Below are 24,830 nucleotides of genomic sequence, written 5' to 3'. Positions count from 1 at the left end.
TGCTCACCGGATCGTCTGTGACGTCGACACCGAGGCACACCGGAGGCGGCCGGGCTGCGGTGCCGCCCGCTCGCCGAGACGGTGCGCGACACCTGGGCCTGGCTGCAGGAACGCGGCCCGCGCGAGGAGCCCTACACCCAGGGCCTGCAGGGCGACGTGCTCGGTATCGACCCGCAGAAGGAGCGCCGGATCCTGGCGGGCGAACTCTGACGACGATCAGGCCCGGGTGTACCGGGCACAGCTGCCCATGCTGCTCGCGGCGGTCGGCTTCCGGATCCGGCCCGAGCCGTGGAACCGGACCGCCGCGCTCCCACGGGACAGCTCCCGCTCCCATGTGTACGATACGAGTACCGTACACATGGGAGATGGTCATGGTTCGAGGACAACCACGCGTGGACGCGATCCTCGCGGCTGCGACGGAGCTGCTCGCCGAGGTGGGCTACCACGCGTTGACGATGGACGCCGTCGCGGCCAGGGCGCATGCCAGCAAGACGACCATCTACCGGCGCTGGCGCAACAAGGCCGAGCTGGTCAAGGCCGCGCTCGACGCGCAGGACCAGGACTTCAACGACAGCGTCGCCGACACCGGCTCGCTGCGCGGCGATCTCGTCGCCGTCCTGCGGATGCTGCGCGTCAAGGCCGCCCAGCTGCCGCCGAAGGCGTACCACGAACTCGCCGAGGCCATGCGCGAGGACGAGGAGCTGGCCGCGTTGATCGAGGCGCACCTGGCGGACGGTGACCTCTCGCCCTGGCACGAGCCCCTGCACCGGGCGGTGGGCCGCGGCGAGGTGCCGGCCGGTGTCGACGAGGACCTCGTGCACGACGTCGCCGAGGCGATGATCCTGCGCCAACTGCACCTCGGCGAGGCCCTTGACGAGGCCTTCGTCGATCGGCTCGTGGACGACGTGCTGCTCGTCCTGCTCACCCGTGGAGGAAAGCGATCATGACTGTCGTGATAGCCGGCGCCGGCCCGACCGGGATCACGCTGGCCTGCGAACTCGCCCGTCGCGGCATTGCCTGCCGGGTGCTGGACCAGGCGCCCCGGCTGTTCGAGGGCTCGCGCGGCAAGGGCATCTCGTCGCGCACGCAAGAGGTCTTCAGCGACCTCGGCGTGCTCGACCGGATGCTCGCCGACGGCATGCCGTTCCCGAAGTTCCGCCTGTACGCCGGGCACGACGTCGTCTCCGAGCAGACCGTGAGCGAGCTGCTCGGCGTCCAACCGCTGCGGCGCAGCCCCGAGCTCCCCTATCCCGAGACCCTGCTGCTGCCGCAGTGGCGCACCGACGAGATCCTGTACGAGCGGCTGCGCGAACTCGGCGGTCAGGTCGAGTTCGGCACCGAGGTGACCGGCTTCGACCAGGACGAGGACGGCGTCACGGTGCACACCTCGGCCGGCCCGATCCGGGCCAGCCACCTGATCGGTTGCGACGGCGGTCGCAGCCGGCTGCGCAAGGCGCTCGGCGTCGGCTTCGCGGGCGAGACGCTGGAGACCGAGCGCACGATCATCGGGGACGCCCGCGTGGACGGCCTCGAAGGCGTGTTCTGCCACATGTTCACCAAGGCCGGCGACATCGGCGAGCGGTTCTCGCTGTGGAGCATGCCCGGTGGTGAGTACTACCAGTTCGTGGCCACCATGCCGACCGAGCGGACGCCGGAGCTGACGCTGGACGCGATGAACCGGCTGCTGCGCGAGCGGTCCGGCCGCGACGACCTGCACCTGCACGGGCTGCGCTGGATCTCGCTCTACCGGGTCAACGTGCGGATGGTCGACCGGTACCGGGTCGGCCGGGTGCTGCTGGCCGGCGACGCGGCGCACGTCCACTCCGGGGCCAGCGGCCAGGGGATGAACACCAGCGTGCAGGACGCCTACAACCTCGGCTGGAAGCTGGCCGCGGTGCTCTGCGGAGCGCCCGAGGAGCTGTTGGACACCTACGAGACGGAGCGGATGCCGGTGGCCGCGAACGTGCTCGGCGTCAGCACCCGGCTGCACCGGCTGAACTTCCAGCGCCCGACCGAGCCGGTCGCGGTGCACCAGCTCGACGTCAGCTACCGCGGTGGCCCGCTCGCCGTGGACGACCGGCGCACGCCCGGTCGACTGCGGGCCGGCGACCGCGCGCCGGACGGGCTGCTCGACGACGGCACCCGGCTGTTCGACGTGTTCCGCGGTACGCACTTTACGCTGCTGGCCTTCGGACGCCGCCCCGACGCCGATTTCGGCAGCGGCGTCCGGGTGCACCGGGCCGCCAAGTCCGAGGGCTACGACGTGGACGGCGACGCCCTGGTCCTGGTCCGGCCGGACGGGTACGTCGGCGTGATCTGCGACCGGGTCGAGACCGTGCGCGAGTACTTGGAGCGGGTCTCCGGCACCGCGTGAGCCGCACGGACGCCTCGCCAGGCCGCAGTTGTCGCCGCGGGACGGACAACTACCCGGTAACCCGGTTCGAGGTCGCGTGGAGGGAGCCGAGCAGGGCGAGGGCCTGGGCGCTGGAACTGCCGGGCTCCGCCTGGTAGACGATCAACTGCTGGCCGGGAGCGTCGCGGACGTCGAAGGCCTGGTAGGTGAGGATCAGCGGGCCGACCTCCGGGTGGCGCAGGTGCGTGGCCTCCTGGGTCTTGCCGCGCACGGCATGGGCGCTCCACAGACGGGTGAAGTCCGTGCTGTGCCCGGTGAGGGTGCGGACGAGTTCCCGCAGCCGGGGGCTGTCGGGGTCGAGCCCGGCCGCCTGCCGCAGGTGGCCCACGAGGGCCTGGGCGGTGTGGCCCCAGCGTTCGTAGAACTGCCGGCCCGCCGGGTCGAGGAAGGCCATCCGCGCGAGGTTGTCCACCTGGTCGAAGGGGGAGTGCAGCACCTGGGCGAGGGCGTTGGCCGCCAGCATGTCCAGGGTCCGGTTGATGACGAACGCCGGTGCGCCCGGGTAGCCGTCGAGCAGTTGGCGCAGTGCGGGGCCGACCTGGTCCGTGGTGTGGGCGAAGCGCTCGCTCGGTACCGTCCCCGCCACCTGGTGCAGGTGCGCGTGCTCGTCCGGGTCCAGTTGCAGGGCGCGGGCGAGCGCGTCGAGCACCTGGGCCGACGGGTGGCGTTCGCGGCCCTGTTCCAGGCGGGTGTAGTAGTCCGCGTTCACCCCGGCCAGGACGGCGACCTCCTCCCGGCGCAGTCCGGCGACCCGGCGTACCCCGTGGCTCGCCATGCCCGCGTCCTCGGGCCGCAGCGCTGCCCGGCGTGCGCGCAGGAACTCTCCCAGCTGATTGTCACTCACGGGTTCACCCTAGGCGGCCCGGGCGGCACCGTGCCTGGGTGCACCGCACCCGGGCAGGGCACGGCCTGGTCGTTCGTCCCTGTCCCGCCCAGACTCGGTCGGGCGCAGCGGATCCGGAGCTGGATCCGGGGCCGCGTCCGTATCCGGATCCGCATCCGCGGAACGGGGTCCGCCACCACGAACACCCGGTGCTCCACCGGGGGGAGAAGTCGTCATGACGCAGACAAGCAAGGTCGTCCTGGTCACCGGAGCGAGCAGCGGGATCGGCGAGGCCACCGCCCGCCGGCTCGCCGCCGACGGTCACCGGCTGTTCCTCGGGGCGCGGCGCACCGATCGTCTCGAGGCGCTCGCCGGGGAGCTCACCGCTGCGGGCGGCACCGCGGCGTTCCGGCGCCTGGACGTCACGGACGCCGCCGACGTCCAGGCCTTCGTGGCCGCCGCCCGTGCGTGCCACGGCAGGGTGGACGTGCTGGTCAACAACGCCGGGGTGATGCCGCTCTCGCCGCTGGAGGCGCTGAGGACCGAGGAGTGGGACCGCATGATCGACGTGAACGTGCGGGGAGTCCTGCACGGCATCGCCGCGGCGCTGCCGGTGATGCGGGCGCAGGGCGGTGGGCACTTCGTGAACATCGCGTCCGTCGGCGCGTACGAGGTCTCGCCCACCGCTGCCGTCTACTGCGCCACCAAGTTCGCGGTCCGGGCGATCTCCGAAGGGCTGCGCCAGGAGTCCACGGGGGACATCCGGGTCACTCTCGTCTCTCCCGGCGTGACCGAGTCCGAACTGGCCGAGGGGATTTCGGACCCCGTCGCCAGGGAGGCGATGAAGGCCTACCGCGCGGTGGCACTGCCCGCCGCCGCCGTCGCGCAGGCCATCGCCTACGCCGTCGCCCAGCCCCCGCAGGTCGACGTCAACGAGCTCGTGGTCCGCCCGGCGGGGAGTGCCCAGTGACCGCCGCCGATCTCCCGCCGGTCGTGGTGGTGCGCTCGGCGCCCGCGTCGGCCGGGGCCGGGCGCTGAGGCCGGCCGCGGGGAGGCCGCGGTGCCTCCCCGCGGTGGCCTGAGGACGGCTCAAAGCTGCACTGTGACTCTACTGTTACAAGCTGGAGAAAATATTCTTACTCTTTTCCCAGTGTGAGAACGTACGGTCAGCGCCATGGTGTCGAAGCCCCCTTCCAGCGCTTCTCGTCCGCTGGTGTTGCTCTCCTCAACTGTCCGCCTGGTCGGCGCGAGCGGCGTAGCCGGCGTCCTGGTGGCCGGAATGGCTCTTCCGTTCGTAGGCGGAATCGGCCTAGGCGCGAAGGACTCGGTCGACAGTTTCAACAGTCTGCCGAGCGACTTCAAGACGCCGCCGCTCTCGCAGGCCTCCACGATCTACGACGCGGACAACGGTGTGATCGCCACCGTCTACGACCGCGACCGCACGGTGGTCCCGAGCGACCAGATAGCCCCGCTGATGAAGTCGGCGCTGGTGGACATCGAGGACAACCGCTTCTACCAGCACGGTGCGATCGACCCGAAGGGCCTGCTGCGGGCGCTGGACAGCAACGCGAGCGGTGGCGGCACCCAGGGCGCGTCCACGCTGACCCAGCAGTACGTCAAGAACGTCTTCGTCGACGAGGCGGGCAACAACGCGGCGGCCGTGCAGGAGGCGCAGCGCCAGACCGTGGGCCGCAAGATCCAGGAGATGAAGTACGCGATCAGTGTCGAGCAGACCCTGACCAAGGACCAGATCCTCACCAACTACCTCAACATCACCTTCTTCGGCGAGAACGCCTACGGGGTCCAGGCGGCGGCCCAGCGGTACTTCAGTACCGACGCGAAGGACCTGACGCTCCCCGAGGCCGCCCTGCTGGCCGGTATCGAGCAGTCGCCCACCAACTACGACCCGATCGTGCACCCGGACAACGCGAAGGCCCGGCGCGACACGGTGCTGAAGAAGATGGCCCAGTACGGGACCATCACCGAGGCCGAGGCCAAGCAGGCGATCGCCACGCCGATCCAGCTGCACGTCACCTCGCCGCAGCAGGGGTGCATCACGGCCAAGGCGGGCGAGGGCTTCTTCTGCGACTACGTGAAGCAGATCATGCTCTCCGACCCGGCCTTCGGTCCCAGCGCCGCGGCGCGGCAGGCGCTGTGGAGCCGGGGCGGGCTGCAGATCCACACCACCCTCGACCCGAAGGACCAGAACGCCGTCAACCAGTCGATGGCGGACAACGCGAACGCCTCCGACAAGCCGGCGGCCGTGATGAGCGTCGTGCAGCCGGGCACCGGCAAGATCCTGGCGATGGGGCAGAGCCGGCCCTACGGGCTGGGGACCAACCAGACCACGATCAACCTGAACGTCAACAAGGCGCTGGGCGGCGGCCAGGGCTTCCCGACCGGGTCGACCTTCAAGCCGATCGTGGCGGCGGCCGCGATGGAGAGCGGCATGGGCGCCGACACGAACTTCAACGTGCCGTACAGCATGCCCTGGCCCACGATGAAGGACTGTCAGGGCAACGTGTACAAGGCGAAGGGCCAGACGGTCCACAACGACTCCACCTCGGAGGCCGGCAACATGGGCATGCCGCAGGCCCTGGCCGAGTCGATCAACACCTACTTCGCCATGCTGGAGGGCCAGACCGGTCTCTGCTCGGTGGACCAGATGGCCAACCGGCTCGGCATCACCCAGCAGGCCGGCGGCGACAAGCTGCAGGTGGTCCCCTCGATGACGCTGGGCGTCAACTCCCTGACGCCGCTGCAGATGGCCGGCGTGTACGCCACCTTCGCCGCCCACGGCACCTTCTGCGCGCCGACCGCGATCAGCTCGGTGACCGGCCCGGACGGCAAGGACGTGTCGGTCCCGTCGGGCAACTGCTCCCAGGTCATGTCGCCGACCACCGCCGACACGATCACCGCGATGCTGCAGGGCGTGGTGCAGGACGGCGGCACCGCCAGCGGTCAGGGCCTGGCCGGCCGCCCCTCCGCCGGCAAGACCGGTACCACCAACCAGGCCGAGCAGGCCTGGTTCATCGGCTACACCCCGGACCTGGTGGGTGCCACCGTGGTCGCCGACACCGGCAACCAGGAGCCGCTGCAGGGGCAGAACTTCGGCAGCGGCCCGATCGAGACCGCGTTCGGCGCCCAGGTGGCGGGCCCGGTCTGGCACGAGGCGATGCAGGCCATCACGGCCGGCACCCCGGTCAACGACTTCCCCGACATCCAGCTGCCCAGCGCACCGCCGCAGGACAACTCCAACGGTCCGACCGACGGCGCCTCGCCCACCGACGGTGCCTCCCCGACCGACGGGGCCGCCGGCGGCCAGTGACGCGGTCGAGCGGCACCGCCGCCGTGCTGCGCCGATCCCCCGGCCGGGGGATCGGCGCATGCGGCCGATCCGCCAGGATCCGCGAGAGGGGCCCCGGTCGCCCGGTCGTGCAACTCCTGCGGGAGAGGTGACTGTTCGGGCAGCGCGCGTGGCCCGCTGTCCGCCCTCCCCGCCCTTCCCCCGCGGCGGTCGCCGGGGCAGAGTCGTGTGTCGAGGCGATGCAGCAGGTCTCATGCGAGGGGATCTTCCATGCGGCGCACCACCGTGTCCCGATCGAACACCGGCTCCGACCGTGAACGGGTCGGGCCGGGTGCGCCCGTGCGCGGTTCCGGAACGCGCTCCTCCGGCGCGGCCCCGGTCGCAGGCGGCAGGCCGCTGCCGGGTTCGCCGGCCGCCCTGCAGCGGGCGGTCGGGAACGCTGCCGTCGCACGGATGATCGAGCGCGAGCGGGGCCGGGAGGGCGCCGGCCACGCCGCCGTGCAGGCCTTCGGGGGCGGCGGCGCGAGCGGGCCCGACGTCGTGCGGGAGGCTGCGGCAACGGCCGGGCGCGGCGGCAGCCGACTGCCGGCCGGCGTGCGGACGACGATGGAGAACGCCTTCGGCACCAGGCTCGACCACATCAGGGTCTCGGTCGACGAGCAGGCCACCGCGAGCATCGACGCCAGGGCGTACACCGTCGGCGACAACATCGTCGTGCAGAGCGCGAGCGTCCTGCGCGACGTGGAGACGATGGCCCACGAGATCCACCACACCACCCAGCACGACGCCCCCACCGGCCTCAGCGATCCCGACGACCGGTGGGAGCGCGAGGCGTCCGCCGTCGGGGCCCGGGTCGCCCGCGGCGAGCGCGTCCACCGCTGCGCCGACGACGACGAGGAGCACCGGGGCGGCGCCGTGCACCGCAGCGCGGTCCAGCGCCGCGTCGGCTTCGAGTTCGAGTCGCAGTGGCGGGTGCGCGACCACAACAACCTGACCGCGGAGGACGACCAGCGGCACCTCGACGAGGTCGCCCAGCGCGACGCCCAGATCGGCGTGCAGGTCCTGGTGCGGATGGCCGACCGGCGGCAGAACAGCGACCTCCTGGACGAGACGGAACGGGCCAAGGCCGGCGAGGAGTTGCAGAACGCCTGGCTCACCGCCCTGCCGGGCAGTCCGGTGCGGTACCAGGCCACGGAGGAGGGCAGGGCCCGGCTCGCCCGGGCACGGCAGGACGACCCTGGCTCGTACGCGCGGCACGTGGATCTCGCGACCCTGTCACTGCTCCAGAACGGCCGGATCCGGGAGACCCCCATCCCCGGCCGCGACGTCCCCAAGATGGGCACGGTCGGTGGCGGCGCGGGCTACCGGCTCACCTCGGACGTCAGCCCGACGGGCGGCTCGGCCCTGGAATGGGTGACCGATCCGCTCACGACGAAGGACGAACTCCTGCAGGTGATGGCCGAGATCACCCAGGTGTCGGGCGCGCTGGACGCCCGCAAGGACCAGGCGTCCTTCCCGCTCCAGGAGGTGGACCTGGGCGGTTTCAGGGCGGCCCCCGGGATCATGGTCTTCCCGCTGGACGGCGCGCTCGTCTACGCGCCGCAGATGACCGGCGGGTTCAAGCTGGACGAGCTGCCCCGGCTGGTGGAGTACCTCCAAGCGCCGGACAAGCGCCCCACGTTCACCACCCCCGCCGCCTTCGAGCAGCGCAAGGAGGCCAAGCAGGATCTGCACCAGGACAGCATCCGGATGGCCGACGGCATCCGTCGGGCGGCCGAGGCCCGGGCCAAGCGCCTGCCCGAGGAGATCACCGGCGGCGCGGACACGGACGGGCTGGTCGGCCTGGCCACCCTGATCGGCAGCTATCTGACGTACGGCGCCGAGCTGGGGAACCGGGCGAACTCGAAGTCGATCGCGGGCGGTCTGATGTCCCGCACCTCCTTCGCCCACAACTTCACGCTGCTGCCCCGCCCGATGCGGGTCTACTACCGCGAACACCCGGACGAGTTCGCCGCGTTCGTCCTGGAGGCGGCCGGTCTCAGCCCGACCGACGAGCAGGCCCTGGTGTACCCGAGGAGCGTCGAGCACGGGGACGCCGGTCACCGCGTCGAGCGGCAGATCCCGCTGACCCGCCATCAGTGGCTCAAGGGCATGCCGGCCGGCAAGGACCTGCTGCGGAACTACAAGCACCTGAACGAGGCGGAGAAGATCCAGGCCAACGAGGCGGACTGGAGCCACATCCACGGCTCGCTCGGCGCCCTGGGCTCGGTGGACGACAAGGTGGGCACGCCCGGCAGGGAGGAGGTCGCCCTGGTGGCCGAGCTGCGCCGGATGAAGGACGGCCTGCGCACCGCCGACCTCACGCCCCTGGCCGTCGCCGCCTTCGAGCTGGTCCAGCGCCTGAACGAGGGCAGGAGCCTCAAGTACGAGAAGAAGAAGCGATAGCGGCCCGCCGCTGGGTCGGTGACGTCTCGTCAGCTCGCCTGCTGGGGCCAGGGGTTGAGGGTCAGGATCAGCCGATTGCGGGTGAAACCGGGTGATCCCGGCGTCCCCACGAGCACCTTGTCCGTCCGGCGTCGGGCCCTGGGCCGGTGGAAGGCCGACCTGACCGCGCCCGGGCCCCTCGGCTCGTAGAGCACGGCCGGCGGATCGGAGGGTGGCCGTCCGGGGCGATGGGTGGTCGTCGCGGCACGGCCGCCCTGGCGGTGCGGGCTGTCGGCAACGGCCGGGCCGGTCATGCGCTTTGCGTGCGTGACGAGTGCGGAGCTGTTCACGGGTGTGGCCTTCCTTCTCCTGGCGAGCGCAACTCGGCTCGGGCGACTGGTGTCATGGCTTCGGGACGCCCTCCTGGAGTTCGGGAGGCGTCGGCGGAGTAAAGTGTTCGGGCAACGCCTTGAGGTGGCACCCGTTCCGGGCGCAGGCGGTGGTCACGTCGGCAGGTGGTGCGCACTGCAGGTTCCGCTGGATGTGCAGTCGACCAGTCCCCGTTGTCTGGCCGCTCGCCCAGTCGGCGCCGCCGGTCGGGTCGCCGTCCGGTTGCGGTGAGTCTCGATCGTGCATACCCCAGGCGGACCTTGTCAAGGATATTTGACGCTGGCGAACGCCTTGGTGATCGACCGTCAAGTATTCTGGATGTGTACGCTGCGCGCCCCACATCCGTGAAGGAGACACAAGACAGATGGCCGAGGACAGCATGGCCTACCAGACGACCATCGCGGAGCGGCTGGACCACCTCATGCGGACCGGCCATCCCGAGGGGACCGGGCCGCAGAGCTACGAGGCCGTCGCGCTGGCGAGCCAGGAGCACGCGAGGCTCCACGGCGGTCCGACCGTCAGTCGTCAGACGGTCTTCAACCTTCGCAACGGCAAGCTCGCGAATCCGAGCATCAACAGTCTCCAGGCCCTCGCCAACGTCTACGGCGTCTCGGTCGAGCACTTCCTCAAGAACGGTCCCCTCACGGACGACACCCGCAGCCGGGCCGCCGACCTGGACCCGCCGGCGCCCGGCGCACCGGCCGTCCTCGGGCGGCTGGACACCCTGCTCGGCGCACTGCAGCCCGAGGACCCCACCGCGCCACGCACCGACCAGGACCGCGCCGCCATCATCGCCACCTGGGGCGGCCGCATCACCGGCGAGCACCTCGCCGTGCTGCGCTCCGGCCGGTGGGACGAACGGCTCCGCGCACCCCTGCGCGACTTCGCCGAGCACATCGGCATCCCGTCCGACTACTTCGTCGACGACGAGACGGCCGCCGCCGCCTCGCCCGACCTGGGCGTCCTGACCGCCCTCAAGCAGTTCGGCGCCCGGAGCATCGCGATGCGCCGCGTCGCCGAACTCCCGGACGACGCACTGCAGGCACTGGTCCCGGTGCTCGAGCACCTCAGCCGACAGGGGCCCCGTCAGCGGATGTGACGGACCGCCCGGCGCCGGGCACAGGGGTTCGCATAGGCTCCGTGCTGCGCCCCGGATCCCGCGGTCGGCTGTGCCGGGCCGCGCCAACGGCCGGGGGTCGGTATGGAGTTTGTTCGCTGGACGGACGCTGACGGTTTAAGGGGACCGGAGATGGACGGCACGGAGCTGCGAAGGCGCTGCACCGAGGCAGTGGCTCAGATCAGGATCCCGAGCCCGTTCGACATCAACGCGTTGGTCGACGCCGTCGAGGGCCGGCGCGAGCGGGAGATCTCCCTCGTGGCCATGCCGCTGCCCGTGCAGCCGGGCAGCCCCTGCGGGCTGTGGGTGGCCACCGACCAGGTCGACTACATCCTGTACCACCGGGACACCAGCAAGGCCCACCAGGAGCACATCGTCATGCACGAGCTCGGGCACATGCTGCTGGGGCACGGATCCACCGACGCCGATCAGGACGAGGCCGCGAAGCTGCTGATGCCCAACCTCAAGCCGGAGTTCGTCCGGGCCGTGCTCGCCCGCTCCCTCTACACCAGCGAGGAGGAGCAGGCCGCCGAGCTCGTCGCCTCGCTGCTTCCCCTCCAGGCCCGCCGCAGCGGCGGGCCCGCACCGCAGCGGCCGGTCAGCCCCGGCGTGGCGAACCTCGTCCACCACCTCGGCGCTGCCCTGGAGCGCAACTCACGAAGGACCTGACCCTGTGCTGCTGCTCACCGTCGTCTACGGCGTCCTGTCGGTCATCACCTGGGCGGCCTTCGTCTACAAGGTCCGCGACCTGATCGGCAATTGGCGCAACCGCGAACTGCAACTGCTGTGCCTGGCGATCGCCACCTTCGCCGCACCGTTCGTCCTGGCCTCGCCGCACGTCTACATCCTGATCGACCGCGTGATCGGGACGCCCAACATCGCCTCGCTGATCATCTACATCTGCGTGGCGATCTGCCTGACCTCCTTCGTCGCCCTGCTGGTCTCCTGGTCCTCCGCCCAGGCCAGGCTCCGGGCCCGGCACTGGGTCGGACTGGGCTACGCGCTGGCGACGCTCGCCGTCATGACGATCTTCTTCTTCCTGGGGGACACCGGCTCCGTCGAGCACCCCATCGACTTCGACGTCACCTTCGAAGCAGTCCGCTACGTCGACGTGTTCCTGCTCAGCTACCAGCTGCTGTTCACCCTCGCGATGGGCATGCTCGTCGTGCTGTGCCGACGCTACGCCGCCATGGTCGACCGCCCCTGGACACGACGCGGCCTCAGGATCGTCACCGCCGGCGCCTGGTTCGGCCTCGGCTACTGCGTGCCCAAGGTCGTCAACATGGTCTGGGACCTGTTCGGCTTCTCCCCGCTGCACGTCGTCAGCAGCATCGTCGCACCGCTCTCCGCCAGCGTCTCCGCGGCACTCTTCAGCCTGGGCTTCACCATGCCCGCCTGGGGCGCCGGCGTCAGCCAACTGCGGGACCTCACCGCCGTCTACCGCTCCTACCAGCGCCTCTACCCGCTGTGGCGGGACCTCGCGGTCGCCTTCCCCGAGCTCGTGCTGATGTTCGCACCGACCGAGCGCACGAACCGCTGGTCGCTGCGCACCGCGCACCGCATCTTCGGCCGCCAGGTCATCGAGCTGTGCGACGGCAGCATCGCGCTGCGGCCGCACCACGGCCCCGAGGACGGCCTCGACTCGGTCCCCACCCTCAGGGACCTGGAACTCCTCGTCACCCGCCAGCAGGTGGAGATCCGCGACATCCAGCTCCGGCTGCGCCCGCACTACACCGAAGCGGTCGCCGCCGCGGCCCGCGAGCAGGCACAGCTCCACCGACTCGCGGCGAAGGACGTCGAAGCCGTCGTCGAGGCGACCCAACTGGCCGTCGCCCTCCACGCGCACAACGCCGGCATCCCGCTGCCGGCCCTCGCCGTCCAGGGGATCGACGACCCGGCCGGCGGAGACCGCGCCGAAGAACTCGCCTGGCTCGTCAAGGTCGCCGCGGCCTACGGCAGCTCGCCCGTGGTGGCCGACGTCAGGACACGCTTCGCCGGCTCCGACACCGGGGTGTCGGCATGACGGGGCCCGGGCCGGGTGCCGAGGCGCCCGAGCTCTTCGACACCGCGCTGCTGCACGACCCGCACGGCGGCTACGGCCGGCTGCGTGCCCAGGGCCCGGCCCTGCGCACGACGACACCCGACGGGGCCCCGGTCTGGCTGGTCACCCGCCACGCGGACGTGCGGGCCGGGCTCACCGACCCGCGGCTGTCCCTGAACAAGGCCACGGCCACCAGCAGCGGGCAGCACGGCGCCTCCATGCCCGCCGAACTCGACGCGCACCTGCTGAACATGGACCCGCCCGACCACAACCGGCTGCGCCGCCTGGTCGCCCCCGCCTTCACCCCGCGCAACATCGCCCGGCTGCGCCCGGCCGTCCAACAGCGCACCGACGCACTCCTCGACACCTTCCACCACGGCTCGGCCGACGTCATGGCGGACCTGGCGACACCGCTGGCACTCGCGGTCATCTGCGACGTGCTGGGCATCGCCGAGCAGGACCGACGCGACTTCCGTACCTGGACGAACGCGCTGCGCTCCCCGGCCCCGGACGCGGCACGCGCCTCCCGCCAGGCGCTCAAGGACATGCACACCTTCCTGGTCGCGCTGATCACCCACAAGCGCTCCCACCCGGGCGACGACCTGCTCACCCAGATGATCTCCGCGCGCGACCACGACGACCGGCTCTCGGAAGCGGAACTGGTCGCGATGTCCTTCCTGCTGCTGTTCGCCGGCTACGACAACAGCGCCAACCTGATCGGCACCACCGTCCTGGCCCTGCTCACCCACCCCGACCAACTGGACTCCCTGCGCTCCGGCACCCTCGACATCGCCCGGGTGGTGGAGGAGGTCCTGCGCTGGAACGGCCCGTCCATGCTGGCCTCCAGGCGGTTCGCCCGTGAACCCGTCCAGATCGGTGACGCCCGGATCGCCGCCGGAGAACGCATCTGGATGTCCCTGGCGTCCGCGAACCGGGACCCGCAGGCCTTCGGCGACCCCGAGCAGTTCAACGCCGACCGACCGGAGAACAGCCACCTCGGCTTCGGCCACGGCATCCACTTCTGCCTGGGCGCCGCCCTCGCCCGCCTGGAGGTCGAAACCGCCGTCCTCACCCTCCTGCGCCGCTACCCCTCGCTGCGCCTGGCCGGCCCCGCCACCGAGCCCACCTGGTGCGACTCCTTCCGCAACCGGGGCCTGCTCCACCTACCGGTCACCTGGGCGTAGGGGGAGCGATCCGGGCAGCGGGACCCGGTGATTTGCGTAGTCGGAGCCCGTAGTTCTACCGATGCCCCCGGGCCCCGCCGCCGGGGAGAATCGCCCGCGGCGACAGGAGCCGAGGCCGATGCGAGAGGAACCGTGTGATGGGCTGTGTGGGTCGTGCGATCGGCTTCGTCCTGCTGGTCACGGTCGTCGGCACGGTAGCCATGATCGTGTGGTGGAAGTCGGGCGACCAGTCGGGCATGCTGAGCCACGCTCAGCTCCAGGCGCTGAGACTGTCCGGCACCTGGAGGAACAAGGACGGCGCAACCATCACCTTCACCAGCCAGCCGACCGCCGCCGACGGTGCCCAGGGCAGCGCCACCTTCAGCAACGTCCTGCACTTCTTCACCTACGGGCAGGGCACACCACCGATGTCGGGCACGGGACACTGGCAGCTGGGCAAGGTGTGGTACGGGCCCACCGGCGTGCTCATCAGCTTCAAGGACAGCGCATCGCAGCAGAACTCCCCGACCTCGGTGGTCCTGCTCGCCGAAGGCAGTCCGACCTCTCCCACGCTGATCTGCGACAGCAGGAAGTCGACTCCCGCCTGCGATTTCACCAAGGTCTCCTGAACCTCGGCCCCGGCAGAGCGTCAGGTGCCCGCCGGTCCGCGGACGGGCGCCGCACGTAGCCTGACGATCGCGACGCTGAACACCCGCGGGACCCCGCTGCTGGGCACCCACCGGGCCGAGCGGTCCGCGGCCGTCGGCGCGGAGTTCGAGCACTCGCCCGTCGAGGTCGTCGGCTTCCCAGAGGTCCACACCTACCAGCATGTGCGGCAGCCCAGGGCCGCTCTGCCCGCGTTCCCGCACGTGGCGTACGCCCGCACGCCGGTCGGGCCCGCCCACGTTCCACCCCGCGTACCTCGGCCCCGGGCAGGCACCGCACTGCGTCGACTTCATCCTGGCCGGCGAGGACATCACGGCCACGCACGCGGAGCTGATCCTCGACCAGCAGATCGCGATGCCCTCCGGCCGCGGCTTCGTCTCCGACCACCTCGGCCTGCGCGCGGACCTGCTGAAGACGTGGAGGCGGACGCCGTCGACCTTCACGGCTTCCTTGTGCGGGATCCGAACGCCCCGGATCCCGCGGAGAAGGAGGCGGCACTCAGGGCAGCCGTGGCGGCCATGGGCCCGCCGCGTGCCTACCTGCTCGGCGCCGACGGCACGTTGGTCGAACGAGAAGCACCTGGGGGTGGGTTCTCGGCGGCTTGACGAGGGCCCACCGCTTGTTCGCGCTCCCGGTTACTGGATCTTCGCGGGCCCGAGCGGCCTCCAGGCGCACCCGGCGACTGCGAGCATGACCACAGCGGCCACCCAGAACGGAGTGGTGAGTCCCAGACTCTGGGCGAGAAACCCGCCGGCGATGGTCCCGATGGCGGCTCCGCCGAGGTCACACAGGATCCGGACGCTGCCGACGCGTCCACGCAACTGGTCCGGGACAGTCTGCTGGTAGAGCGTCGAGGCGACCGAGCCCCACACCATGGTGTGGATGCCGAAGAGGATGAGTACGGGGGCGGCGATCCACACATGCGTCGTCGCGGCGAGCGCGGCATGCGTGAACGCCTCGATGAACAGCCCTGCGCGCAGCAAGGTGGCGGCTCGGTAGCGCTGTTTGAGGTAGCGGACCGAGAGGGTGCCGAGGGTGCCGCCGATGGCGAAGGTGGTCAGCAGCAGGCCGTACCCGAGGCCGGTCACACCCAGACGTTCGCGAACGTAGAGGACGAACACCGAGAATGCGGCGCAGAAGACCGCGTTGCCGATGCCCATGCTGAGCGAGACGGTTCGCAGTACGCGGTGGCGGGCGAGCCAGCGTGCCCCGGTCGTCACATCCCTGCGAAGCGGGCTGCGAGCTGAGCTGGTGGCCGGAGGCGGGGTGGTCCGGACAGGGCGGAGAGTCGCTGTCAGCGCGGCGGCGACAGCGAAGGTCAATGCGTCGGTGGCGAACGGCGCCCCCACGGCGAGGGCGAAGAGCCAGGCGCCGAGCGGTTTGGCCATGAACTGGTTGCCGATGGTGAAGGTGAGGGAGAGTCGGGCGTTGGCTTCGGCAAGCCTCTCCTGGGCGACGACGGCCGGCAGCAGCGCTCCGCTGGCGGTGTCGGCGAGGGTGTCGGCTGTGCCGAGAGCGAAGAAGACGGCGTAGATGAGCGGGAGACTCACCGCGCCGAGTGCCGCGGCGGCGGCCAGCGCGCCGAGCGAGACCGCGCGCGCCAGGTTGACGGCGACGATCAGCCTGCGTCGGTCCAGCCGGTCGACGAAGACTCCGCTGACCAGGCCGAACAGTAGCCAGGGCACCTGCTGGCTGAACGCCGCGACGGCGACGGGCACAGGCTCACGGGTGATCGAGGCGACAATCATCGGGCCGGCAGCGAGAGTGATGCCGTCGCCGACGGTGGAGATGGCTGATGCGGCACAGAGCGTGCGGAATCCCGCGCCGAGCGGCGCGGTGTTTCGGGCAGACAAGGATGGCTCCTCGGTGGGAGAGAACGGTCGGAAGGTCCGAACCCGTCTCGCCGAAGGAGCTACGGCGCAGATCGATGGTCTGCGAACGGGCGCGATCAGCGCGCCCGCAGCTCCCGGGACGAGGCGGTAACCGTGTCCAAGCCGAGGCGCATGCCACATCCCCATCTCTCGATCGGTATCTGCAGGCACGTTACCGGGCCGCGTAGCCACGACGCCATGGGTTTTTGCGCCGTGCGCGGCCCGAATGGTCGTCAGGAGGCCTCAGGGGCACCGCCGGGGCCGATGATGATCCAGTGTCCGCCACCGCCGCCTGAGCGCGGAGGCCACCCCCCGCCGGGATGACCCCGAGTCAGGGAGGGTTGTGTGCTGATCGCTTCCGCGCTGCCTTGGCGGGTCCAGGTGGGTCGAGTGCGTGGAGAGGACCACGTCCGCGAGCACGTCGTCCACCACTTCGGCGACGAGCTCAGCGCCGAGCAGTTCGCCGGCGCGCTGTCGAACGCCGAGGCGGCGTAGGTGTCTTGAGGTCCGGCCCGTGTCGTGGCCTTCGCAGCTGCCCGGCCTCGCCCCTCCTGCGCCCGAGGGCGCGGCAGCCTGCGCCGGTCGGTCGGTCGGTCGGTCGGTCGGCCCGGCCCGGCCCGGCGCTCAGCGTCGAGGCGTGAGTGCGGCAGGCCCGGTGGCCGCGTTCTGTGACGCCGTATCGATCACTTCGTCAAGGACGTCGCGCGAGCGGACCAGTTCGACGATCATGCGGTCGATGCGGTCGCGCTCCGCCGCCAGCTCGTCGACCAGCTGCGGGGTGGCGACCTCGTTCGGGCGACCGTCCGTATCCCTCATGCAGGGCAGCAGTTGGGCGATCTTCTTGCTGTTCAGGCCCGCGGCGTAGAGCGTCTGGATGCGTACGACGCGGTCGACCGCCCACTCGCCGTAGTTCCGGTGGCCGCCGGGGGTGCGCTCCGCCCGCAGCAGTCCTTGCGCCTCGTAGTACCGCAGCGAACGCTCGCTCACCCCGCTGCGCCGCGCCAGCTCACCGATCCGCATTCCCATCCCCACCCCGTGTGACGACGACTTGAACCTGACACCGATGGCAACTTCTACCATGCCGGCATGACGAGCACACCGTTTCGGGAGGAGACGTCGATGAGTGAGCTGACCGGCAAGGTGGCGCTGGTGACCGGGGGCAGCCGCGGCATCGGCGCGGCGACAGCCAAGCGGCTGGCCGACGCGGGGGCAGCGGTGGCGCTGACCTATGTCGAGGCCGCGGACCAGGCGCGCGAGGTCGCCGAGCAGATCGAGGCGGCCGGCGGCCGGGCCGCGATCATCCAGGCCGACCTGACCCGGCCGGACGCCGCGGCGCAGGCGGTGGAGCAGACGGTCCGGGAGCTGGGCCGCATCGACATCCTGGTGAACAACGCGGGCTTCCTCACCTACGGTCCGCTGGCCGAGGTGTCCGCCACGGAACTGGACCGGGTGCTCGCCGTGGACGTCCGGTCGGTGTTCCTGGCCGCTCAGGCCGCCGCCCGTCACATGGGGGACGGCGGGCGGATCATCAGCATCGGGTCGTGCTTCAACGGGCGGGTTCCCGGCTCGAACTTCGTCCTGCAGGCGATGGCCAAGTCCGCGCTCGTCGGGCTGACCAAGGGCCTCGCCCGGGAACTGGGGCCGCGCGGGATCACCGCCACCATCGTGGATCCGGGCCCGATCGACACCGACATGAACCGGGCCGACGGCGGGACCGCCGATTTCCAGCGCTCCCTCACCGCGCTGGGGCGTTACGGCGAGGCCGAGGACATCGCCGCCGCGGTGACCTACCTGGCGGGCCCCGGGGGCCGCTACGTCACCGGCACCGCCCTCGCCGTGGACGGCGGGTACACGGTCTGACGGCGCCTCGTCCCTGCCCCCGTCCCCGTCCCCGTGCCCTCGCACCCGACCGGCCGCGAGGGGACGGGGACATCGTCGTGCTCCTGGCCCACTGGATGGAGCCGCACCCCGCGGCCTCACCTCCGCCGCACCGGATGCCCGAACCGTCAGGCGGCAGCGGCCAACCACGCCCGGGGCGCGCGCTGGTGGCCCCACCTGGCCCGGAACACCGCGCGCAGTCGCTCGGTCCCCGGCTCGACGCCATCGCCGCGTTCCGTAGGGTGGGCCGTTCGGAGGATCAGACGGCACGAGGGGTGGGCACGCGTTCGATGAGGTTTTCCAGGACGTGGGACGGTTGGCGAGTCCCGGCGCGGTCGCTGCGGCGGGCGTGGCGGGCGTGGCGGGCGTTGTACCGACGGTGGCCGCGGCGGCGGATCCTGCTCCTGATCGCGCTGGCCCTGGTGGCCGCGCTGCTGCTGCCGGTGGCCGGGATCGGCATCGCCCTGCGCCTGGAGGCCGGCGGCACCCCGGCGCCGCAGGCCCGCACCCGCGGGCAGGACGCCGCCTGGCTCGGTCACGCCTGGGTGGACGGCAGCAAGGGCCCGGCCGACCTGGCCGGCCTGCCGCAGCTGGTCCGCGGCGGGATGCGCGACCTCTACGTGCACGCGGGGCCGCTGAACGACGACGGTACGCTGCCCGCTTCCCGCTACCCCCGGGCGGGCGAACTGCTGGACGCCACACACCGCGTGCTGCCCGGGGTGCGGGTGCAGGCCTGGCTGGGCGACCTGGTGGAGCCGGAGGAGCACGGGCTGCACCTGGACGACCCTGCGGTGCGCCGGCGGATCACCGACTCGGCCGCACAGGTACTGGACGCGGGCTTCGCCGGGGTGCACCTGGACCTGGAGCCGGTGCACTCGGGCGACGCCGGCTACCTCGCGCTGCTCGGCCAGGTGCACACGCTGACTGCCGCCCGGGGCGCGCTGCTGTCGGTGGCCACCCCGCAACTGGACCCGCTGCCCGCGCTGCACACCGTGGCGGGCGTGCTGGCCGGGCACCCCAAGTGGTGGTCGCAGGACTACTTCGGGCAGGTGGCCCGCCGGGTGGACCAGGTGGCGGTGATGTCCTACGACACGGCGATGCCGCTGCCCTCGCTCTACACCGGCTACGTCGCCCAGCAGACCGCGCTGGCCCTGGAAGCCACCCCGGACCCGGTCGAGCTGCTGATGGGCCTGCCCGCCTACGATGCCGAGGAGATGGGCCACCACGGCTCCGCCGAAACGGTCCCGGCCGCGATCCGCGGGGTGCGCCTGGCACTCGGCCGCCACGCGCCGACCCGCGCGGCCTTCGGGGTCGCGGTGTACGCGGACTTCACCGCCACGCCGGCCGACTGGGCGTCCTACCGGCAGGACTGGTGCGGCGTGGAGTGAACCCCGCGCGGCAGAGGAGCCCCTGCGGCACCCTGCTGCGCGCCGCAGCCGCATCTGTGCCTTGTCCGCAACTCGTGCGGGTGAGATGCCGTGTTATCGCCCCGGGGGCGCCGATCAGCCTGCAGAATATCCGGGTCCGTAGATCGTGCACACCGAAGGATCACCATGGCGGAAGAGCTGTACGCGACACTGAAGACCAACAAGGGGGACATCGTGATCCGGCTGCTGCCGAACCACGCCCCGAAGACGGTGAAGAACTTCGTGGAGCTGGCGAAGGGCGACCGCGAATGGGTCGACCCGAGCACCGGGCAGCGGAGCACCGAGCCGCTGTACGACGGGACGGTGTTCCACCGGGTCATCGAGGGTTTCATGATCCAGGGCGGCGACCCCCTGGGCAACGGGACGGGCGGCCCCGGGTACAAGTTCGCCGACGAGTTCCACCCGGACCTGGCGTTCACCAAGCCCTACCTGCTGGCGATGGCCAACGCCGGGCCGGGGACCAACGGGTCCCAGTTCTTCATCACGCTCGGGGCGACCACGTGGCTCACCGGCAAGCACACCATCTTCGGTGAAGTGGCCGACGAGGCCAGCAAGAAGGTCGTCGACGCCATCGGCACGACGGAGACCAACCCCCGCAACGACCGCCCGGTGCAGGATGCGGTCATCGAGAAGGTCGTCATCGAGACCCGCTGACCACCGACAGCAGTCCGGGCCCGGGGGTTCGCGACACCACTCTCCCGTACTGAGCCCACCCCCGACCTGGCCCGCTCGAGGACTGCCCCACACCGGTCTCGGTGTGGGGCAGTCCTATGAGGCCGCAGGCCCGTCAGGCCCCTCGCAGGGATGTCCTGGAAGCCCCCGCCGGACTGGCTGGGCGCGCTCACGTCACGCCCGCCCCCGAACGATCACGTACAGCCTTCCATGCGCCTGGTCGGCTTCCAGTACCCAGGGCAACCGCTGGGATTGGGCGTGGTGATGGATCGATCGGCCCACGACCGCCACGCATCCCCTCAGGGGGCCGGGGAGTTCGCTCCCGCCTCCCGGCGGCAGGATCCCCATCAGGAACTCGCCACACCCTGGGGCAGGTTGGCGATCGCCTCTCGCAGAATCCCTGACCTCCCCGTCCGCTGCGCACCCGCGGACAGGGCTACCGCGGGGCGCCCGCTCGAAGCCGACAACCGCCGTTTGGCAGGATCGGCAATAATCACAGGGCTTTGACCATTCTTTACCCGTGCCATAATCCTTGATGGGAGAGCCGGCCGGCGGACGTCACGGTGGCTCTCGCCGGCCTCGCGCACCGATGTCAGCGGCCGCGCGGGAGCTGCTCGGCCAGTACCGTCGGCAGGCCCGTCCAGTCGCAGGAGACGAACGAGGCGTGTGCGGCGGCGAGTTGGGTCACCCGGGCAGCTGCGTCGGCTGCGGTCGGGGTGGTGTCGGACAGGGCGGGGGTCACGTTCTGGGCGTCGGTCATGACCAGCAGGTAGTGGTTAATGTCGTACCAGGAGGTGTCGATGCCACCGTCGACGTAGGCGTGGGCGTCGCCGTCGAAGACGACGAACCACGGGCGCAGCGAGGCGTCGGGGTAGCGGGTGCGCGGGTCGCCGGGGGCGGCGTTGAGCACGGAGGGGAAGACCTGTGCCTGGCCGAGCGTGCCGGCTGCCTGGAGTGCGGCCAGGTGCTGGGCGTACTCGGTGTCGGTCCACAGGTGGTCGAAGGGGTTGCTCTGCTCGAACGTCCCCGGGATCGCCTCCAGGATCACCTTGCCGGCCAGTGCCGAGCGGGTGGGCCAGTTGCCGGCCCGCGCTGCCGCGTCGAGTGTCGGGTAGCTGCCCAGCAGGTCCGCCGGGCGGTAGACGTCGGCGCCCAGGTGCGCCTGGACGAGCGCGTCGAGCTCGGTCGGGCCGAGGCCGACCGTGGCGTCGAATCCCGCCTTCATCTCCAGTTTGACCATGATCGGTGAGTGGCCGGGGTGGGCCGCGAGCCAGATGTGCAGGTCGTCGAGGCAGCTGCCGAGGTCCTTGTTGGCGCCGCCGCGGTAGAGGTCGGCGGCGGTGGTGGCGTCGACGCAGTTGTTCTGGTTGCCGAGCGGGTTGGAGTGGCTGACCTTCCACTCGTGGGTGAACGGATCCACCCAGGTGTCCAGCTCGATGAGCGAGGTCCCGGTGTCCAGGGCGTCGGCCAGGTGGGGGAACTGGCTGGTGTCGTCGTAGGTGTTGTGGATGCCGACCGAGGTGGCGGCCGCGAGCGAGAGGCCGCCGGTGTCGGCGGCGGTGGACGTCCCGGTGGCGAGTGGGAGCGCGCAGGCGACGGCGGCGAGCAGGACGGCCGCACGGCGGACCGGGCGAGCCAGGGCGGCTGGGAAGGACATGGGACCTCCGCGGGTGGGGGCGGACCTTCTGGCATGTACGCGGTCAGGCTAGCGGGCGCCGGTGGAGTTCATATGGCGATACGTCAAATACCGTCGAACACATGGACGGCGGCGTGGACCTTCTCCGCAGGGCGCGCCGGGGCCCTGCTCGTGGATGGAGGGTCCGTCAGCGGTCCGGGTCCTGCTGGGCGCCGGAGACGGCTTCGGCCCGCCGCTGCGCACGGTCGTAGCGCCCCGCCAACGGGCCGTAGGTCAGCCCGTGCAGAACCAGGCTCATCAGCACGGTCATCACCATCACCTGGCCCACCAGGTCCGCGGCGTGCGGGTCCGCGGGGGCCAGGCTGATGAAGGCGAGCAGGCCGAAGACGATGGAGGCCAGGCCGCGCGGTCCGAGCCAGGCGAGCAACAGCCGGTCGGCCCGGCTCAGGCCGCTGCCCACCAGGCAGAGCAGCACGGGCGCGATCCGCACCACCGTCAGGGTCAGGAACGCGTAGGCCACCACCCGGGCGTCGAAGGCGCCGGTGAACGCCTGGGTGACCAACTGTCCGAAGACGAACCAGAGCGCGAGCGAGAGGAGCGTCCCGATGTCCTCCAGCAGGTGCGGTGCTTCGGGCGGCAGCGCGCGGGAGGCCGGGGTGAAGAGCAGGCCGGCCACGAAGGCGGCGACGAAGCCGTTGCCGTGCAGCTCGGTGGCCAGTGCGTACGCCATCAGCGGGAGCGCGACGATCCCCAGGCGCAGTGCGGCCGGCCGGGTCCACTCGGCCAGCCAGGCGCGGCGCAGCAGCCAGCCGCCGGGCTTGCCGACCAGGGCGCCCGCGACCACTGCCCACAGCAGCGCGTCGAGGGCGTCGCCGAGGTCGTCCGAGGGGGTGTGCGCGGCACCGTGTGCGACGCCGCCGTGGGCCTCGAAGCCGGCGAGGCAGAGCAGGAAGAGCGGGGCGACGATCCCGTCGTTCAGTCCGCTCTCGACGGTGAGCACCCCGCGCAGCCAGGAGGGCAGCCGGACGTCGCGGATCAGCTCGACCGCGGGGGCCAGGTCGACGGGTACGGTGATCGCGGCGAACAGTGCGGCCAGCCACCAGTTGTGGGCGGGGAAGAGCAGGACGCCCGCCAGTACGGCGACACCGAAGGTGAGGGGCAGGGCGAGGACCAGCAGCCTTACCAGCAGACCCCGTTGGCGGTGCATCACCTGGCTCGGCACCGCGGTGGCGTCGACGAAGAGGAGGACGGCGAGGATGATCTCGACCGCGTGCTCGGCGTCCGAGGTGGTCAGCGTGATCCGGACCAGCGGGTGTGGTCCCACGGTCAGCGCCACGCCCGCGGCCGTCATCGCGACCGGCGCCGTGATGCTCCACCGGGTCAGCCGGCCGGCCACCAGGGACCAGGCGAACAGCGTGCCCATGCTGACGACCAGCGCGATCACGGATGCACCTGCCTTCCCTGGTTCTGTGGTCCCCGGTTCTGTTCGTCCCCGGTTCGTGATCATGACGGCGGCACAGCCGTCATGATCATAGGGCGCGCCACCGCACCGGACGCGGGCTCCGCCGTTCCCGCGTGTCCCGTTGGCGTGTCCCGTTCGTGGGTCCCGGCGTCGAGTGCCGGCGCTCACGGGATCGGGCGTTGGAGCGGGGCGGCGGTTGTCCGGTCAGCGGTCGTGCGAGGCCAGGTCCAGCACGACGATGTCGCTCTCGTGCAGACTGCCCGCCACGACGGTCCCGTTGTGCTCGGCGACGCTGGTCACGAGCCCGTAGGATCCGTCGCTCGCCCGCAGGTCGTGGACGAGGCGGCCGTCGAGGTCGAAGGCCATCACCTGGGCCAGCGGCGTCGGCTTGGGGCGAACGGCCTCGGGGAGGTTCCACACCAGGATCCGCCAGAGCCCCGCAAGCGGCAGCAGCTTGTCGAGCAGGGCGTTGCGCGGGGCGGCGATCGAGACCCACAGGAGGCCGTCGCTGCCCAGACTCATGTTGTCCGGGAGCCCGGGCAGGTTGTCGGCGAACGGCTCCACGGTTGCGGCCCGGGCGCCGGTGAGCCAGTAGCGGCTCACCCGGTATCCGCCGGTCTCGGCGAACAGCAGGTGCGAGGCGTCGGGAGCGAGCACGAGGCCGTTGGCGAACTTGAGGTCGTCGAGCAGCACGGTCACGGTGCCGTCCACGTCGCGGCGTACCAGCATGCCGGTGCAGGAGTGTTCGATGATGTCGCCGAGGTAGTGCTCGAGGTCCCAGCGTCGCGTGGAGACGGTGAACCAGATCGTTCCGTCAGGACCTTCGACCACATTGCTGGTGAAGGTGAGCGGGCTGCCGTCGACCTCGTCGACGAGGACCTGGACCGACCCGTCGGGGCCGACCCGCAGCAACCCGCGGTCGTGGTCGCAGACCAGCACGCTTGCGTCGGCGCAGGGCTCGAGTCCCAGCGGGCGGCCTCCGGTGGTGCCCAGCACGGTGCGGGCCCCGGTCACGGGGTCGAGGCGGACGATGCTCCCGTCGGCGAGCCCGGTGAGCAGACCACCCTGCCGGTCGAAGATCACGTCCTCGGGCCCGTGCCCGCCGGTCGCCAGGCGGCGGGCGATCCGGAAGCGGCTCGTGCCGTCCGTGCCGCCGTGCCCGGGGGCGCCCGGCGGTGGGGTCCAGCGGCGGGGGGAGATCAGGCGGCGGTGCGGTTTCACGGCGGCGTTCCTGCCTGCAGATGGGGCGATGTCGGGGCTCAAGTGTGCAGCAGCGGAGGTGATACGGCGTCACCGCGGGGTGCTGCGGCGGGCTGATCGGTGACCGTCCGCAGCCGGAGGCGGGGGAGCGGATCGTCTGTCGGGAGCAGGGCCCGATGGGGCTCTCCGCCTACCCGCCCGCAGGTACTGCTGTTGCGTGGGTCTACCTCGTCGGCCGTGCTCAACCCCTGGGGTTGGCGCGGGCGTTGGAATTCTCCAACCACGGCTCGACGCGCGGTGGGCTGCGGCGGCGGCAGAGTTCTCGCTGTCGCCCCTGGCC

20 protein-coding genes are annotated in these 24,830 nt (G+C 71.4%); 14 read left to right on the top strand and 6 right to left on the bottom strand.

Annotated elements, in window-relative coordinates; genetic code table 11:
- Positions 1 to 81 precede the first annotated feature (81 nt).
- From OG294_RS01395 to OG294_RS01385, 3 genes are all read left to right on the top strand, one after another.
- Positions 82 to 210, top strand: coding sequence for a hypothetical protein (locus tag OG294_RS01395; RefSeq protein ID WP_327064500.1), 129 nt, complete (start codon positions 82 to 84; stop codon positions 208 to 210).
- Positions 211 to 392: 182 nt separating this feature from the next.
- The gene (locus OG294_RS01390) at positions 393 to 947 is read left to right on the top strand and encodes a TetR/AcrR family transcriptional regulator (RefSeq protein ID WP_327064499.1); all 555 of its coding nucleotides are present in this window, start codon (positions 393 to 395) and stop codon (positions 945 to 947) included.
- Positions 944 to 2,374, top strand: a complete 1,431-nt coding sequence (locus tag OG294_RS01385; RefSeq protein WP_327064498.1) for an FAD-dependent monooxygenase — start codon at positions 944 to 946, stop codon at positions 2,372 to 2,374. Before OG294_RS01390 ends, OG294_RS01385 begins: the two co-directional genes overlap by 4 nt.
- Before the next feature lie 49 nt (positions 2,375 to 2,423).
- Here the strand turns inward: OG294_RS01385 and OG294_RS01380 are convergent, their stop codons facing one another.
- Positions 2,424 to 3,257: a helix-turn-helix transcriptional regulator gene (locus OG294_RS01380; RefSeq protein WP_327064497.1), complete on the bottom strand. Its 834-nt coding sequence runs from the start codon at positions 3,255 to 3,257 to the stop codon at positions 2,424 to 2,426.
- 214 nt (positions 3,258 to 3,471) lie between these two features.
- On the opposite strand from OG294_RS01380, the gene OG294_RS01375 reads away from it, so the two are divergent.
- The 8 genes from OG294_RS01375 (at position 3,472) to OG294_RS01340 (ending at position 14,307) form a co-directional block, all read left to right on the top strand.
- Positions 3,472 to 4,206 carry an SDR family oxidoreductase gene (locus tag OG294_RS01375; RefSeq protein WP_327064496.1) on the top strand — a complete coding sequence of 245 codons (735 nt, stop codon included), beginning with the start codon at positions 3,472 to 3,474 and terminating at the stop codon, positions 4,204 to 4,206.
- A 204-nt stretch (positions 4,207 to 4,410) separates the two neighbouring features.
- Positions 4,411 to 6,564: a transglycosylase domain-containing protein gene (locus OG294_RS01370; RefSeq protein ID WP_327064495.1), complete on the top strand. Its 2,154-nt coding sequence runs from the start codon at positions 4,411 to 4,413 to the stop codon at positions 6,562 to 6,564.
- 249 nt (positions 6,565 to 6,813) lie between these two features.
- On the top strand, positions 6,814 to 8,988 hold the full coding sequence (locus OG294_RS01365) for an eCIS core domain-containing protein (RefSeq protein ID WP_327064494.1): 2,175 nt from the start codon (positions 6,814 to 6,816) through the stop codon (positions 8,986 to 8,988).
- 733 nt (positions 8,989 to 9,721) lie between these two features.
- The gene (locus tag OG294_RS01360; protein ID WP_327064493.1) at positions 9,722 to 10,456 is read left to right on the top strand and encodes a helix-turn-helix transcriptional regulator; all 735 of its coding nucleotides are present in this window, start codon (positions 9,722 to 9,724) and stop codon (positions 10,454 to 10,456) included.
- Positions 10,457 to 10,606: 150 nt separating this feature from the next.
- Positions 10,607 to 11,143: an ImmA/IrrE family metallo-endopeptidase gene (locus OG294_RS01355; RefSeq protein WP_327064492.1), complete on the top strand. Its 537-nt coding sequence runs from the start codon at positions 10,607 to 10,609 to the stop codon at positions 11,141 to 11,143.
- Positions 11,144 to 11,147: 4 nt separating this feature from the next.
- Positions 11,148 to 12,497: an MAB_1171c family putative transporter gene (locus OG294_RS01350; protein WP_327064491.1), complete on the top strand. Its 1,350-nt coding sequence runs from the start codon at positions 11,148 to 11,150 to the stop codon at positions 12,495 to 12,497.
- On the top strand, positions 12,494 to 13,699 hold the full coding sequence (locus OG294_RS01345; RefSeq protein WP_327064490.1) for a cytochrome P450 family protein: 1,206 nt from the start codon (positions 12,494 to 12,496) through the stop codon (positions 13,697 to 13,699). The genes OG294_RS01350 and OG294_RS01345 overlap by 4 nt, the downstream gene beginning before the upstream one ends.
- A 137-nt stretch (positions 13,700 to 13,836) precedes the next feature.
- A complete protein-coding gene (locus tag OG294_RS01340) occupies positions 13,837 to 14,307 on the top strand; it encodes a hypothetical protein (RefSeq protein WP_327064489.1) in 471 nt (156 codons plus the stop codon).
- A 672-nt stretch (positions 14,308 to 14,979) separates the two neighbouring features.
- On the opposite strand, the gene OG294_RS01335 is transcribed toward OG294_RS01340, so the two are convergent.
- Positions 14,980 to 16,197, bottom strand: a complete 1,218-nt coding sequence (locus tag OG294_RS01335) for an MFS transporter (protein ID WP_327064488.1) — start codon at positions 16,195 to 16,197, stop codon at positions 14,980 to 14,982.
- A 642-nt stretch (positions 16,198 to 16,839) separates the two neighbouring features.
- On the bottom strand, positions 16,840 to 17,235 hold the full coding sequence (locus OG294_RS01330) for a MerR family transcriptional regulator (RefSeq protein WP_327064487.1): 396 nt from the start codon (positions 17,233 to 17,235) through the stop codon (positions 16,840 to 16,842).
- Positions 17,236 to 17,334: 99 nt separating this feature from the next.
- On the opposite strand from OG294_RS01330, the gene OG294_RS01325 reads away from it, so the two are divergent.
- The 3 genes from OG294_RS01325 to OG294_RS01315 all read left to right on the top strand — a co-directional run bounded on the left by OG294_RS01325 (position 17,335) and on the right by OG294_RS01315 (position 20,174).
- Positions 17,335 to 18,075, top strand: a complete 741-nt coding sequence (locus OG294_RS01325) for an SDR family NAD(P)-dependent oxidoreductase (RefSeq protein WP_327064486.1) — start codon at positions 17,335 to 17,337, stop codon at positions 18,073 to 18,075.
- Positions 18,076 to 18,461: 386 nt separating this feature from the next.
- Positions 18,462 to 19,481: a hypothetical protein gene (locus tag OG294_RS01320; protein ID WP_327064485.1), complete on the top strand. Its 1,020-nt coding sequence runs from the start codon at positions 18,462 to 18,464 to the stop codon at positions 19,479 to 19,481.
- A 165-nt stretch (positions 19,482 to 19,646) separates the two neighbouring features.
- Positions 19,647 to 20,174: a peptidylprolyl isomerase gene (locus OG294_RS01315; protein WP_327064484.1), complete on the top strand. Its 528-nt coding sequence runs from the start codon at positions 19,647 to 19,649 to the stop codon at positions 20,172 to 20,174.
- A gap of 610 nt (positions 20,175 to 20,784) precedes the next feature.
- On the opposite strand, the gene OG294_RS01310 is transcribed toward OG294_RS01315, so the two are convergent.
- From OG294_RS01310 to OG294_RS01300, 3 genes are all read right to left on the bottom strand, one after another.
- Positions 20,785 to 21,849, bottom strand: coding sequence for a phosphatidylinositol-specific phospholipase C domain-containing protein (locus tag OG294_RS01310; protein WP_327064483.1), 1,065 nt, complete (start codon positions 21,847 to 21,849; stop codon positions 20,785 to 20,787).
- A gap of 166 nt (positions 21,850 to 22,015) precedes the next feature.
- Positions 22,016 to 23,272 carry a cation:proton antiporter gene (locus OG294_RS01305; RefSeq protein ID WP_327064482.1) on the bottom strand — a complete coding sequence of 419 codons (1,257 nt, stop codon included), beginning with the start codon at positions 23,270 to 23,272 and terminating at the stop codon, positions 22,016 to 22,018.
- 222 nt (positions 23,273 to 23,494) lie between these two features.
- A complete protein-coding gene (locus tag OG294_RS01300; RefSeq protein WP_327064481.1) occupies positions 23,495 to 24,511 on the bottom strand; it encodes an SMP-30/gluconolactonase/LRE family protein in 1,017 nt (338 codons plus the stop codon).
- Between the last annotated feature and the right edge of the window lie 319 nt (positions 24,512 to 24,830).

Source organism: Kitasatospora sp. NBC_01302, assembly GCF_035976515.1.
Lineage (GTDB): Bacteria > Actinomycetota > Actinomycetes > Streptomycetales > Streptomycetaceae > Kitasatospora.
Note: the sequence above shows the minus strand (reverse complement) of the source record. Positions and strands in the feature narration are given on the sequence as shown.